Origin of the sequence: Ammonicoccus luteus, assembly GCF_050880385.1 — a bacterium.
Lineage (GTDB): Bacteria > Actinomycetota > Actinomycetes > Propionibacteriales > Propionibacteriaceae > Enemella.
This window is the reverse complement of the sequence record NZ_JBNZCI010000005.1, coordinates 90,740-104,462: the sequence shown is the minus strand read 5'-3', so window position 1 is coordinate 104,462 and position 13,723 is coordinate 90,740. Positions and strand designations below refer to the sequence as shown.

General features: G+C 67.2%; 15 protein-coding genes. 7 read left to right on the top strand and 8 right to left on the bottom strand.

Annotated elements, in window-relative coordinates:
• Positions 1–181 precede the first annotated feature (181 nt).
• The 4 genes from ACQ260_RS12620 to trmB form a co-directional block, all read right to left on the bottom strand.
• Complete coding sequence (locus ACQ260_RS12620) at positions 182–364, bottom strand: CsbD family protein (RefSeq protein WP_432559809.1); 183 nt, start codon at positions 362–364, stop codon at positions 182–184.
• 94 nt (positions 365–458) lie between these two features.
• A complete protein-coding gene (locus ACQ260_RS12615) occupies positions 459–1,055 on the bottom strand; it encodes a class I SAM-dependent methyltransferase (RefSeq protein ID WP_432559808.1) in 597 nt (198 codons plus the stop codon).
• Entirely contained in the window at positions 1,052–1,864 is an 813-nt protein-coding gene (truA, locus tag ACQ260_RS12610) for a tRNA pseudouridine(38-40) synthase TruA (protein ID WP_432559807.1), read from the bottom strand. Before truA ends, ACQ260_RS12615 begins: the two co-directional genes overlap by 4 nt.
• Positions 1,861–2,616 (bottom strand): tRNA (guanosine(46)-N7)-methyltransferase TrmB, encoded by a 756-nt coding sequence (gene trmB / locus ACQ260_RS12605; protein ID WP_432559806.1) that lies wholly within the window; start codon positions 2,614–2,616, stop codon positions 1,861–1,863. The genes truA and trmB overlap by 4 nt, the downstream gene beginning before the upstream one ends.
• Before the next feature lie 164 nt (positions 2,617–2,780).
• Here trmB and ACQ260_RS12600 point away from each other — a divergent pair, with 164 nt between their 5' ends.
• The 5 genes from ACQ260_RS12600 to glmM all read left to right on the top strand — a co-directional run bounded on the left by ACQ260_RS12600 (position 2,781) and on the right by glmM (position 7,365).
• Positions 2,781–3,194 (top strand): YccF domain-containing protein, encoded by a 414-nt coding sequence (locus ACQ260_RS12600; protein ID WP_432559805.1) that lies wholly within the window; start codon positions 2,781–2,783, stop codon positions 3,192–3,194.
• 240 nt (positions 3,195–3,434) lie between these two features.
• Positions 3,435–4,718: a citrate synthase gene (locus ACQ260_RS12595; RefSeq protein ID WP_432559804.1), complete on the top strand. Its 1,284-nt coding sequence runs from the start codon at positions 3,435–3,437 to the stop codon at positions 4,716–4,718.
• Positions 4,719–5,019: 301 nt separating this feature from the next.
• Positions 5,020–5,463: a 50S ribosomal protein L13 gene (gene rplM, locus ACQ260_RS12590; protein WP_432559803.1), complete on the top strand. Its 444-nt coding sequence runs from the start codon at positions 5,020–5,022 to the stop codon at positions 5,461–5,463.
• Positions 5,464–5,480: 17 nt separating this feature from the next.
• A complete protein-coding gene (gene rpsI / locus ACQ260_RS12585) occupies positions 5,481–6,011 on the top strand; it encodes a 30S ribosomal protein S9 (RefSeq protein WP_432559802.1) in 531 nt (176 codons plus the stop codon).
• A 4-nt stretch (positions 6,012–6,015) separates the two neighbouring features.
• Positions 6,016–7,365: a phosphoglucosamine mutase gene (gene glmM, locus ACQ260_RS12580; protein ID WP_432559801.1), complete on the top strand. Its 1,350-nt coding sequence runs from the start codon at positions 6,016–6,018 to the stop codon at positions 7,363–7,365.
• Positions 7,366–7,456: 91 nt separating this feature from the next.
• Here the strand turns inward: glmM and ACQ260_RS12575 are convergent, their stop codons facing one another.
• From ACQ260_RS12575 to coaA, 4 genes are all read right to left on the bottom strand, one after another.
• A complete protein-coding gene (locus tag ACQ260_RS12575) occupies positions 7,457–8,083 on the bottom strand; it encodes a DsrE/DsrF/DrsH-like family protein (protein WP_432559800.1) in 627 nt (208 codons plus the stop codon).
• Positions 8,084–8,107: 24 nt separating this feature from the next.
• Positions 8,108–8,425, bottom strand: a complete 318-nt coding sequence (locus ACQ260_RS12570; protein WP_432559799.1) for a TusE/DsrC/DsvC family sulfur relay protein — start codon at positions 8,423–8,425, stop codon at positions 8,108–8,110.
• Positions 8,426–8,454: 29 nt separating this feature from the next.
• On the bottom strand, positions 8,455–9,723 hold the full coding sequence (gene sqr, locus ACQ260_RS12565) for a type III sulfide quinone reductase, selenoprotein subtype (RefSeq protein WP_432559798.1): 1,269 nt from the start codon (positions 9,721–9,723) through the stop codon (positions 8,455–8,457).
• 78 nt (positions 9,724–9,801) lie between these two features.
• Positions 9,802–10,857 (bottom strand): type I pantothenate kinase, encoded by a 1,056-nt coding sequence (gene coaA / locus ACQ260_RS12560; protein WP_432559797.1) that lies wholly within the window; start codon positions 10,855–10,857, stop codon positions 9,802–9,804.
• 45 nt (positions 10,858–10,902) lie between these two features.
• Here coaA and glmS point away from each other — a divergent pair, with 45 nt between their 5' ends.
• Together glmS and ACQ260_RS12550 are read left to right on the top strand one after the other, a co-directional pair.
• Positions 10,903–12,747, top strand: coding sequence for a glutamine--fructose-6-phosphate transaminase (isomerizing) (gene glmS, locus ACQ260_RS12555; RefSeq protein WP_432559796.1), 1,845 nt, complete (start codon positions 10,903–10,905; stop codon positions 12,745–12,747).
• Positions 12,744–13,703: an extracellular catalytic domain type 1 short-chain-length polyhydroxyalkanoate depolymerase gene (locus ACQ260_RS12550; protein WP_432559795.1), complete on the top strand. Its 960-nt coding sequence runs from the start codon at positions 12,744–12,746 to the stop codon at positions 13,701–13,703. Before glmS ends, ACQ260_RS12550 begins: the two co-directional genes overlap by 4 nt.
• Positions 13,704–13,723 lie beyond the last annotated feature (20 nt).

Genomic DNA, 13,723 nt, shown 5'->3' with positions numbered 1-13,723 from the left:
GGTGAGCGTCCTGCGATCGGCTTGGTCGGTCACGTCGTGGTGACGGACAGGCCGCTCCATGAGTGAGCCTAACAACAGGGTCCCAAGGCCTCGCCGGGGCCCCCTCGGGGACAAATGAGTGGGAATGAGTCAGGGGGTACGCAGACCCTGCGTACCCCCTTCGAATCTCGTGGCGACAACCTCAGCGGGTGATGTCCTTCACGCCGTCCTTGATGTTCTCGCCGGCCTTCTTGGCCTTGGCTCCGGCCTGCTCGCCCTTGCCCTCGGCCTCGAGGCGCTCGTTGTCCGTCACCTTGCCAGCGGCTTCCTTGGCCTTGCCGCCGACATCCTGTGCGGCGTTGTCCATCTTGTCACCGATACCCATGGGGCCTCCTTGCTCCGGGGCGGCTGGCAGCCGCTCGTGATGGGAAAACAGTACGCCCGAGAGTCGACAAATCAAGACGGGGGGTGGGTTCGGCTCACGAAGCGCGGGTTACCTCGAACACCCGGAAACCCTTGGCGGAGCCGATGCGCGCACATCGGTACCCCTGCCCGACCAGCCATCGTTGCAGCGAATCCGCACCCAGGTTGCGGCCCACGACGAGGCGGGCGACACCGTTCGGTGCCAGCCGCGGCAGCCAGGTGAGCAACAGTTCGTGCAGCGCGTCCTTGCCGATGCGAATGGGTGGGTTGGACCAGATCTCGTCATATCGTGCGCCGGGGTCCGCGTCCTCGGGGAGGAGCGTACGCACCCGGTCCGCGACGCCCGCCCGCTGCGCATTGGCTGCGGTGAGCTCAAGGGCGAGCTCGTTGGTGTCGACGGCGTCGACGATTGCGTCGGTGCACTCGGTCGCCAACGCGACGGCGATCGGTCCCCAGCCGCAACCCAGGTCGAGCAGACGGTTCGCTGTGTCCGGCGGCCAGTTCTCCCTCAGGAGCACGCCGGTGCCGAGGTCGAGGCCGTCGGCGGAAAACACGCCGGGGGCTGTCACGAACTCATGGTCGACGTCCCAGATCCGGGCCTTGACGATCCGTCGCTTGCCTGCGTCGGCGGGGGTGTGGAAATAGTGGCTCACAGCTCGTCGACCTCCCGCTTCGCCCGGGCCTGCACGACCCGTGCGGCCAGTTCCGCCTCCGGAGGATAACCGACTTCCTCCAGGCACAGGCCTCGCGCGGGCATGACCTCCACCTCGGGGTGTCGCCCGGACGAGGTCATCACCTCGGCGAGCCAGGCGCGGTCGCGTTTCCCTGTCCCGATGGCCGTCATCGCGCCCATCAGTGAGCGGACCATGGAATGGCAGAAGGCGTCCGCCCGCACGGTGCACGCAATATCCCCGCGCTCGTCCCGCTCCGCCCGGAGCTCCAGCAGCGTGCGGATCGTGGTCGCACCGTCGTGTCGGCGGCAGAACGGGGCGAAGTCCTTGAGCCCGATCAGCAGGGGAGCGGCGTCGTTCATGGCGTCGACGTCGAGCGGGCGGCGGGCGCGGACGATGTGTCCACGCAGCAACGGGTCCATGGGCGCGGCGCCGTCGTTGAGCCGATAGACATACCGCCGCCAGATCGCGGCGAACCGCGCGTCGAAACCCGCGGGAGCCGGACGCACGTCGTGGATGACCACGTCGGGCGGCAGGACCCGACGCAGCCGTCGTTCGAGCGTGTCGACCGGGGCGTCGGTGGGCAGATCGACGTGGATGACCTGTCCGCGGGCATGAACCCCCGCGTCGGTCCGCCCCGCGCACACGACCTGGACCGGGTCGGGCAGGCGGAGCACCTGGCGGATCCATTCCTCGAGGGTGCCCTGGACGGTACGCAGCCCCGGTTGCGTCGCCCACCCGGAGAAGTCCGTGCCGTCATAGGCGACCGCCAGGCGCCAACGGGTGGTCATGCATGCCCCTGCTGGGCTGCCCGGCGTCGATAGGCCAGGTCGAACACTTTGCGGCCCGCAGCGAGCCCACGGCGTTCGTACTTCGTCACCGGGCGAGCCGTCAACCGCGGTGCGAAACCGCCGGTGCCGGCGTACACATTCACCAGGTCCGGATGATCGTCCAATACCTCACGGCAATGCTCGGCATAGTCGGCCCAGTCGGTGGCGATGCGCCAGATGCCATCGATGCCCAACCGGGATGCCACGAGCGCGCCGAACCCCGCGTCCACCAGGCGACGCTTGTGGTGTCGGGCCTTGTGCCACGGATCTGGGAAGAACGTCCAGAGTTCGCTGACGCTGCCCGGGGCGAACAATTCCCGCAGCCCTTCGACGCCGTTCGCGTCGAGCAACCGCACGTTCGTGAGCCCCGCCGCGTTGAGCTTGATCATCGTCGAGGCGAGGGCCGGGCGGAACACCTCGAATGCGACGTGATCCCGGCCCGGATCTGCCGCGGCCATGGCAACCAGCGAGTCCCCCGTGCCCGAGCCGATCTCGACCACCAGGGGGGCTACCCTGCCGAATGCCGCAGTCCAGTCGATGACAGTTCCCGGCGCGATCGACGTCGATGTCTCGTTCCGTGCGACGTCCACGAGATAGCGCTCCCGGGCGGCCCAAGCCTTCTCCTGACCGGGATTCATCCGGGTGCTGCGACGGACGAACGACACGACCTCGCGCGTCGGCCTCGCTCCGCCAGCCTGGGCTGGTTGTTCCATGGATCCGCAGCCTAGCGCCGTGTCATGGGGCGGCTCCGCGGTCAAGATCGCCGGTCAGGACGCCTGGAACTGTGCCGACCGGACGGACTCCACCGGGGCCCGCGCAATGGTTTGGGCGCATCTGGTGAAGTAGAGGCACTGCATTTCGCCGAAAGGACTTTGCGATGCTCCGGTTCCTGCTCAACATCATCTGGCTCGTCACAGGTGGGATCTGGCTGTCGCTCAGCTATCTCCTGTTCGGCCTGCTGGCCTGCATCTTCATCATCACCATCCCCATCGGCGTGGCCTCCTTCCGCATGGCGTCCTATGCGCTGTGGCCGTTCGGTCGCACGGTGGTCGAGACCCCCCGATCCGGTGCGGTCTCGGCCGTGGCGAACGTGATCTGGTTCGTCGTGGCCGGGCTCGGCATCGCCGTCACCCACATCACGACCGCCGCGGCACAGGCGGCCACGATCATCGGCATTCCGCTGGCGATCGCGAACATCAAAATGTTGCCCGTGACGATGTTCCCGTTTGGCAAGAAAATCGTCGATGCCCGCAGCGTGCAGCCGGGCAGCCAGCCGCTGTTGTCGATTTGACCGCAGTTCACCGCCCGTCCCGGCTGTGTCCGCGATGCTGTTCAATTGGGACGCAAGGCCTGTGCGCTACTAAGGTATGTGCGCGAGTAAGTGAGCCAGCCGGCTTCTGTGCGTGCTCCCACGATGACGTGACCCACATCACCGTGCCCTTTCCTGGGCAGGGGGCGGGGGGTGCGTGTGACGGGTTAGGTTGTGCCGCGTACAAGGTGAATGGATCAGCCCGTGAACCCAAGGAGAGATATGTCCAACGACGCCGCAGTCCTGACCGCCGGGGACAATACCCTCGAGCTTCCGCTCACCCAGGCAACCGAGGGAAACAGTGGTTATGGCATCGGCAAGCTGATGTCCACGACCGGAAACACCACCCTCGATCCGGGCTACACCAACACCGCCAGCTGTGTTTCCAAGATCACCTTCATCGACGGTGACAAGGGCATCCTGCGCTATCGGGGTTATCCGATCGAGCAGCTCGCCGAGCACTCGACCTTCGGTGAGACGGCCTATCTGCTCATCTACGGCGAACTGCCGACCGAGCAGGAGATGGCCGAGTTCGAGGGCAAGGTGCTCGGTGCCGCCATGCTGGACGAGCGCATGCGCGACCTGTTCCGCTGCTTCCCGCGCAAGTCGCACCCGATGAGCGTGCTGGCCTCCGGTGTGAACGCGCTCGCCGCGTTCAACTCCAGCCACCTCTCGGTGACCGATGAGGAGCAGATCGAGGCGGCGACCATCCGTCTCCTCGGGCAGTTCCCGACCCTGGCCGCGTACGCTTTCAAGAGCAGCCTCGGCGAGCCCTTCCTCTATCCGAAGAAGAACATCGGCTATGTCGCCAACTTCCTGCGGATGTCGTTCGGCAGCCCGCTGGAGGAATACGAGGTCGACCCCGCCGTCGCCCGCGCGTTCGACACCCTGTTCATCCTGCACGCCGACCACGAGCAGAACTGCTCCACCTCGACCGTGCGACTGGTCGGCTCGGCCGAGGCCAACATCTATGCTTCGGTGGCTGCCGGCGTCAACGCTCTGTCCGGCCCGCTGCACGGCGGCGCCAATCAGGCCGTGCTCGAGATGCTCGGTCAGATCCGGGACCAGGGCCTCGACGCCAAGTCCTTCGTGTCGAAGGTCAAGGACAAGGAATCCGGCGTCAAGCTCATGGGCTTCGGCCACCGGGTCTACAAGAACTTCGACCCGCGCGCGGTCATCATCAAGAAGCACGCCGATGAGATCCTGACCTCCACCGGCAAGGACAACGCGCTGCTCCAGATCGCCAAGGATCTCGAGGAGATCGCGCTGGAGGACGAGTACTTCGTCGAGCGCAAGCTCTATCCGAACGTCGACTTCTACACCGGCCTGATCTATGAGGCCATGGGCTTCCCGTCGTCCTACTTCACCGCGCTCTTCGCCCTCGGCCGCCTTCCGGGCTGGATTGCCCAGTGGCGCGAGCAGATGGCCGAGCCGGGCCGCAAGATCGGTCGCCCGCGTCAGGTCTATATCGGTGAGACCGAGCGCGACTATCCGGTCAAGGGCTGAGAACCGGCCAGGGCCTGAGCGCCTGACCGGCTGATCAAACACCTCGTCGAAACGGGGCCGTCCTCTTCGGGCGGTCCCGTTTCGCTGTTTCCCGGACGATTTGGCGGTACGCAGAGTCTGCAGGTAGAGTCTCTCGCTGTTGCGCTCGGTCGCAAACGGGAGTGGATTCACCGCGAATCGCTCCGTCTGTCCGAAACCACGGGTTTCGAGAAGCGGTGCCGGTCTCCGGCGTGGTTCTCACCCGCTGTTGAGCAGGCACCGAACGCCAACCTCTGTCGGAATTCGAGAGAAGAAGGTTAGCGTGTCCACGTATAGCCCCAAGCCCGGCGAGATCGACCGCAAGTGGGTCGTTATCGACGCCGAGGATGTCGTGTTGGGACGGCTCGCCGTCACCGCTGCCACGCTGCTGCGCGGCAAGCACAAGCCCACCTTTGCCCCGCACGTCGACGGTGGCGACTTCGTCGTCATCGTGAACGCCTCCAAGATCGCCCTGTCGGGCAACAAGCGGACCACCAAGCAGGCCTATCGTCACACCGGTCGCCCGGGCGGACTGCGGTCCACCCCCTATGGCGAACTGCTGGACAATGACCCGCGCAAGGCCGTTGAGCTCGCGGTCTGGGGCATGCTGCCCAAGAACCGCCTGTCGCGTCAGCTCCTGAAGAAGCTGAAGGTCTATTCGGGCCCCGAGCATCCGCATGCTGCCCAGCAGCCGGAGCCCTATCAGATCACCCAGATCGCCCAGTGAAGCCGGGAGAGAACACCATGTCCGAAAACGTTGCAGAAGAGACTGAAAACCTGGGCGAAGAGGTGGCTTCGTTCACCGAGGGCGACCGCGAGATCGCCTATCGCTCCGAGTCCGGTGCCGCCGCCGGTCAGGCCGAGCCGGGCGCCCGCCCCGCCGTCGTCGCCCCCGGTGCTGCCACCGGCCGTCGCAAGCAGGCCGTGGCCCGTGTCCGGATCATCCCCGGCAATGGCCAGTGGACCATCAACGGCCGCACCCTGGAGGACTATTTCCCCAACAAGGTGCACCAGCAGCTCGTGTCCGAGCCCTTCGCGACCGCTGCCGTCGAGGGTTCCTATGACGTCATCGCGCTGATCCATGGTGGCGGCATCAGCGGCCAGGCCGGCGCCATGCGTCTCGGCGTGGCCCGCGCGCTCAACGCGGTGGACGCCGAGGCGTCCCGTCCGGCGCTCAAGAAGGCCGGCATGCTGACCCGCGATGCGCGGATCAAGGAACGCAAGAAGGCGGGCCTCAAGAAGGCGCGCAAGGCTCCGCAGTACAGCAAGCGCTGATCCCGTGGGCCGCTATTTCGGGACCGATGGTGTCCGGGGTCGGGCCAACAAGGACCTGACGGCGGAGTTGGCGCTCGATCTGTCGGTGGCCGCTGCGCATGTGCTCGGCGAGGCGGGAGCCTTCGCCGGGCACCGGCCGACCGCCGTGGTCGGCAGGGACCCGCGAGCCTCGGGGGAATTCCTCGAGGCCGCGGTCGTTGCGGGTCTGGCGTCGGCCGGGGTCGACGTCATCCAGCTCGGTGTGGTGCCGACGCCGGGTGTGGCGTACTTGGTCGGCAACACCGGCGCCGACCTCGGCGTCATGCTCTCGGCGAGCCACAACCCGGCACCGGACAACGGGATCAAGTTCTTCGCGCGCGGCGGCAGCAAGCTCGACGACGCCGTGGAGGACGCGATCGAGGAGCACCTGGGTCAGGAGTGGCAGTTGCCGCAGGGCGCCGATGTCGGGCGCATTCGGCAGGACCACGACCTGGTGGACTCCTATGTCGATCACCTCGTCAACAGCCTCGGTGATGTCCGGCTGAAGGGGATCAAGGTCGTGGTGGACTGCGCGAACGGTGCGGCCTGCCAGACCGCGGTCCAGGCCTTCTCCCAGGCTGGCGCGGACGTGGTCGCGATCCACGCAGACCCGGACGGGCACAACATCAATGCCGACTGCGGATCCACCCACATGGCAAGCCTGCAGGCGGCGGTGCTCGAGCACCGGGCCGATCTCGGCATCGCGCTCGACGGGGATGCCGACCGATGCCTGGCCGTGGACGCGACCGGCGAGATCGTCGACGGCGATCAGGTGCTGGCGGTGCTGGCGCTCTCCATGCGGGAGGCCGGCAAGCTCGTCAACGACACCGTCGTGGCGACGGTGATGAGCAACCTCGGTTTCGTGAACGCGATGACCGAGGCGGGCATCCGGGTCGACCAGACGAAGGTCGGGGATCGCTATGTGCTCGAGTCCATGAAGGCCAACGGGTTCACCCTCGGCGGGGAGCAGTCGGGTCACGTGGTCATGAGCGAGTACGCGACCACCGGCGACGGCGTCCTCACCGGTCTGCACCTCATGGGCCGGATGGCCGTCACGCGCCAGTCCCTGCGGGAACTCGCCGGTGTCATGCAGCGGCTGCCGCAGGTGCTGATCAACGTGCCGGACGTCGACAAGCACCGAGCCGGGATCGAACCCAACCTGGTGCGAGCCGTGCAGGCGGAGTCCCGGGAACTCGGCCGGACCGGCCGCGTGCTGCTGCGCCCTTCGGGCACCGAGCAGCTCGTGCGGGTCATGGTCGAGGCCGAGACCGATCAGCGCGCCCGCGAGGTCGCTGAGCGCCTCGCGGATGCTGTGAAGATGCATCTGGCGCTCTGAGCGAGCGAACCGTGCACTGAAAAGGGACCGTCCCAGCCGGGGCGGTCCCTTTTCGTTGGCTGCACACCAAGCACGCCGGTCGACGCAGGAGTCAGATGAAGATCGTCTGCGCGCCGGCGCTGATGTCGATGAAGTCAGCGGCGCTGATGACGCCCTCGACGGCCGGGTGCAGGTCCGCCTCGATGATCTTCATCATGTCGAAGGTGAGGCGGCAGGCATACATGTGCACCCCGGCCGCGGCCATCAGATCCAAGAACTCGGGCACGTCCGGGATGTCGAGATCGGCCATCTGCTTCTTCATCATGCGCGTGGCGAACCCAGTCATGCCCGGCAGTTGCCCCATGACCTGAGGCATCGACACATGCTCCAGGCCCGGCCGCAGGCGACCGAGCTCGGGCATGTGCATGGCGGTGTTGCCGAGCATCGTGAACTTGAGGTTCTTGTTGGTTTTGCGGTTGATGATGTCGAGGCCCCAGAACGTGAAGAAGATGTGGGTCTCGACGCCCTCGCCGGCGGCCGAGTTGCCGAGGATCAACCCGGGATAGGCCATGTCCAGGTTGCCCTTCGAGCAGATCAGCGCCATCTTGCGGGGGCCGGCGGGCGCTCCGGCCCGGTCCGCCTGTTCGGCCTGATCGGCATCGGTGCTCGCCGCGGGACGGCGGGCAGCCGGGTCGGGGCCGAAGTCGGGAAGGATGAAATCGTCGGGGATGGTTCGCACAGTGGTCTCCTTGCTGCGGCGGGCTCAGACGCAGCCGACGGGCTTGCGCAGGCCGGCCAGATAGGACATCTTCTTGGCGGGCTTCACCGGGAACAGGGCGAACAGGTCCTTGACGTCGAACCCGCCGACCGCCTGCATCCGCCGCAGTGTCGGGGTGACCCCGGTCTCCGCGGAGTCCTCGCGCATGAAGCGCAGCGGCGCCCAGTGGGCTTCCGTCAATTCCTCGATCCCGAGAAGGGGGGCGAGCAGGGCGGCGAGCTCTTCGTCCCATTCGTCGCGGTTGACGAAAAAGCCCTCCGAGTCGACCTCGAAGCTGCGCCCGTCGATGGTGTTGGTGGGCACGGTGATCTCCTTTTGTGATGCGGTGTCGGTCAGCTGGTGAGGGCGGGCAGTCGCTTGCCGCGCATGGACATCACCGTCGGCACCGGCAGCGGTCGCCCGGGCAGCAGCAGGTGCCAATAGATCTGCTCGAACGCGAGCTTCCCCAGGTGATTGAGGCGAGACTCACCCAGAAGCCGCAGCGGGCCCACCCCGGGATAGGGGAAGACGCCCGTCAGCGGCTCGGTCTCATAGTTGAAGTCCAGGAGCAGCCCCTTGCCCCGGCCGGTCTCGACGAAGCAGTTGGCGTGCCCGTCGAACAGGCTTGTGAGCGGCTTTCCCTCGACGGCCAACTCGAAATTCTCCGCGAAGTGGTCGACCTGGAAGTGGGCGACCGAACCGGCCTTGGAGGTGGGCACGTTGCTGGCATCGCCGATCACGAAGATCCGCTCGTCGGCCTCGCTGCGCATGGTGTGCTTGTCGACCGGCACGAACCCCATGTCATCGCCGAGGCCGGAGTCGATCACGAACTGCTGCCCCATGTTGGGCGGCACGGTGACGAGCAGATCGAACGGCAGCTCACGGCCGTCGAAGGCGACCAGACGCTTCGATTCCGGATTCACCCGTTCGACCGCGAAGTCGGCGGCCAACCGCACGCTGCGGTCGTCGAGGAGCCCACCCAGCGCCGCCGAAGCGACCGGTTTGGTGAACGCTCCGTCGAGTGGGGTGACATAGGTGATGTCGACCTTGTGCCGGATTCCACGCCTGCGGAAGAAGTCATCGGCCAGGAACGCGAACTCCAACGGAGCGACCGGGCATTTGATCGGCAGCTCGCTCACGTGGACCAGCAGACGTCCACCCTCGAACGCCGCCAGGGCATCGCGCAGCGCGGTCGCGCCCTCGAGCGTATAGAAATCGAACGCGGACGCCTGCCGGGGCTCCGCCGACTCTGCGTACCAGATCGACGGATCCGTCAGGCCCCGCACCTGCTCCGGGCGCGGTCGAGTGCCCGAGGCGATCACAAGCCAGTCGTACGCGAGAGCGCGGCCGTCGGTCAGGAGCACGCTGCGGGCGGCGGAATCGACGCGCGAGATCTCGCCCTCGACGAAGATCACGCCGTCGGCCAACTGTGCCCGGCGGGACTTCTCCACCCGCTGGGGTGCATAACTGCCGAAGGGCACGAACAGATAACCCGGCTGATAGTGGTGGCGGTCATCCACGTCGACCACCGTCACCTGCCAGGACGCATCCAACTGGGCCCGCAACCGGTTGGCGACCATCGTCCCTGCTGTGCCGGCGCCCAGGATGAGCAAGTCAGTCATGCCCTCGACGATACCCATGTGGGTATATCCGGGAAAGAGATCGATCATGTGCCACTGGTCACAGGACCAAGCGTCGCGCTAGATCTTGCGGATCCGCACCCACTTCACCTCGTGATTCTCGCCCTTGCGCAGGATCGCCGTCGCCCGACCTCGGGTCGGGCGGATGTTCATGGCCAGATTCGGCCCGTTGATGGTGTCCCAGATCTCCTCCGCGCGGTGTCGGGCCTCGCGGTCGGTCATCTCGGCGTACCGCCGGAAGAACGACCGCGGATCGCGGAAGGCGGTCTCGCGGAGGGACATGAACCGGTTGAGGTACCAGCGCCGAATATCGGCGTCGGCGGCATCGACATAGACCGAGAAGTCGAAGAAGTCGCTCAGCGCGAGACCGGTCGTCCCGTCGGACCGGATCCGCGCGGGCTGCAGCACGTTGAGGCCTTCGACAATCAGGATGTCCGGCCGGCGCACGACGATCTTCTCGCCCTGGACGATGTCATAGACCATGTGCGAATAGACCGGCGCCTGCACCTCGGCGAGCCCTGACTTCACGTCCATCACGAACCGCTGCAGCGACCGCCGGTCATAGGACTCCGGGAAGCCCTTGCGGTGCAGGATGTTGCGTCGCTCCAGCTCGGCGTTCGGCCACAGGAACCCGTCGGTTGTGATCAGCTCCACCCGGGGGTGCTCGGGCCATCGCGCCAACAGTGCCTGCAGGATGCGGGCCGTGGTGGACTTGCCCACCGCGACGGACCCGGCCACCCCGATCACGAACGGCGTGCGGTGGGAGTTGATCCGCAGGAAGTGGTTGGTGGAGCGATAGAGCTCGCCGGTGTGATGGACATACATCGACAGCAGCCGGGTGAGCGGCAGATAGACCGCCTCGACCTCACTCAGGTCGGTCGGGTCGCCCGTGCCTCGCAGTTGGCGCAGGAGCGGCTCATCCAGGGTCATCGGCACCCGCGGTGCCATGGCTGCCCAGTCCGCGCGGCTGCGCTGCACATAGGGGCCTGTCAGCTCGCCACTGTGCACGGGCGTCGGGACGTCGACGGGCCTTGGGGCGGTGCCGTTGTTGCCCGGCGGCGCGGCGTCGGTGCGCACGGGGGACGGGGGAGATGCCTCGGTGTCTGCGTCAGACATGGTTGCATTCTGCCCCACCGGCTCCGTGGCGCTAGCCTTTCCGGCATGTGTGGAATCGTGGGATATGTCGGCACCAAGTCGGCTCAGGAGGTGGTGGTCGATGGTCTCCGGCGGTTGGAATACCGCGGTTATGACTCCGCCGGCGTCGCACTCGTCGCGGACGGCGCCATCGCCTCGGCCAAGAAAGCGGGCAAGCTCGCCAACCTGGAGAACGAGCTCGCCGCCCTCCCGCTGCCCGCCTCCGGCACCGGCATCGGGCACACCCGCTGGGCCACGCATGGCGCGCCCAACGACATCAACGCCCACCCGCACGTGTCCCGCAGCGGACGGGTCGCGCTGGTCCACAACGGGATCATCGAGAACTTCGCCGCGCTTCGCACCGAGCTCGAGGCCGACGGCCTCACAATGACCTCGGAGACCGACACAGAGGTCGTGGCGCAGCTCCTCGGGCGTGAGGTCGACGGGGGAGCAGACATCGCGGAGGCGTTGCGCACCGTCTGCCGCCGCCTCGAAGGTGCCTTCACGATCGTCGCGGTCGATGCGCAGGCACCCGGTCGCGTCGTCGCCGCCCGTCGCAACTCGCCGCTGGTGGTCGGCTTGGGCGAGGGCGAGAACTTCCTCGGCTCCGACGTCGCCGCGTTCATCTCCCACACTCGCGAAGCGGTCGAGCTCGGGCAGGACCAGATGGTCGAGATCACCGCCGACGACTGGCAGGTCACCGACTTCGACGGCAACCCCGCGACGACGAAGCGCTATCACGTGGACTGGGATCTCTCGGCCGCACAGAAGGACGGCTTCGACTGGTTCATGCGCAAGGAGATCCACGAACAACCGCGGGCGCTGGCCGACACGCTCCTCGGTCGATATGCCGAGGACGGCTCCCTCACCCTCGACGAGATCCGCATCGCGGTCTCCGAGCTGCGCAGCATCCAGCGCATCGTGATCATCGGCTGCGGCACGGCGCACTACGCGGGCATGGTCGCGAAATACGCCATCGAGCACTGGACCCGCATCCCCTGCGAGGTCGAGCTCGCAAGCGAGTTCCGCTATCGCGACCCGATTGTCGGCCCGCAGACCCTCGTGGTCGCTATTTCGCAGTCGGGCGAGACCGCGGACACTCTCATGGCGATCCGGTACGCCCAGGAGCAGGGCTCCAAGGTCCTCGCCATCTGCAACACCAACGGCTCGACCATCCCGCGGGAGTCGAACGCGGTGATCTATACGCACGCCGGCCCCGAGATCGGCGTGGCCTCCACCAAGGGCTTCCTCACGCAGGTGCTCGCCTGCTATCTGCTCGGGCTCTATCTGGCCCAGGTCAAGAACACCAAGTTCGGCGACGAGATCGCCGCGGTCATGAGCGAGCTGGAAAGCATGCCGGACAAGGTCCAGCAGGTCCTGGATGCCCAGCAGCAGGTGCTCGGCCTGGCCGCCGAGTTCTCCGACAACCCGTCGGTGCTGTTCCTCGGCCGGCATGCGGGTTATCCGGTCGCGCTGGAGGGCGCGCTCAAGCTCAAGGAACTGGCGTACATCCACGCCGAGGGCTTCGCCGCCGGTGAGCTCAAGCACGGCCCGATCGCCGTGATCGACCAGGACCTGCCGGTCTTCGTGGTCGTCCCGCCGCGAGGCCGCGACATGCTGCACGACAAGACGGTCTCCAACATCCAGGAGATCCGCGCCCGCGGGGCCCGGACCATCGTGCTGGCCGAGGCGGACGACCAGACCGTCGCGCCCTACGCCGACGTGCTCATCGGTCTGCCCAAGGTGTCCACTTTGCTGCAGCCGCTCGTCGCGACCGTTCCGCTGCAGATCTTCGCCTGCGAACTTGCCACCGTGAAGGGGCACGACGTCGACCAGCCGCGGAACCTGGCCAAGTCCGTGACCGTGGAGTGAGCGCCCGGCGTCGCACCCAGGTCTCGTTCGGTGGGGGCTGGGGAACCATCCATCGACAGCCGCACACGGGGCTTCCGTGGTCGCGGGGATTCACGGTCTACGTCCCCTATGGCCTGCGCCGCACATCGCCGGCCCCGTTGCTGATGGCGCTGCACGGCTGCAATCAGACCGCCGAGGATTTCGCCGCCATCACGCGCTTCAACCAGCTCGCCGACCGCCACCAGTTCCTGGTGGTCTATCCGGAGCAGGCGCGCATCAACAACGCTCAGCGGTGCTGGAACTGGGCGCAGGCCCAGAACCAGACGCGCTATGGCGGTGAACCCGGCAGCCTCGCGGGCATCGTGCAGCGGATGATCAAGGACCGCACCCGGTGGCGGGTCGATCCTGCCCGCGTCTATGCGGTGGGGATGTCCGCAGGCGGCACGATGGCGATGACGCTCGGAGCGACCTATCCGGACCTGTTCGCCGGCGTCGGTGTCCATTCCGCGCCGCCCTTCAAGTCCGCCGCCACGCCCGCCCACGCCCTGAGCGCCATGCAGGGGCTCCTGCTCCCGCCGCCACCGCCGCGGCTTCCGCAGACGCAGGTCCTGCCGCCGACGGTTGTCTTCCAGGGCACGCTGGACGGCACTGTGTGGCCCAAGAACGCCCAACGGATCGCCGACCAGTGGCTCGCCCATCATGACCAGGCGGCCGGGATCGGGATGCGCCGAAGGGTCGGCGACCCCCGGGCGGTGCGACGGCCCATGGCGAGCCCGCACACCCGGACCAGCCGGCGCGGCTATTCGGTGCGCCGGTGGCAGGCCGGCCGCGAGCGGATGCTCGAGCTGTGGCTCGTCGACGGCCTCGGGCACGCATGGTGCGGCGGCGCCGGGGACTTCGCGTTCAGCGACCGGCGCGGCCCGCGCGCGAGCACCGAGATGTGGCGCTTTCTGAGCAAGCACTCCCTGCCGGTCTGACGCCGTGCGCGTTCGGAGCC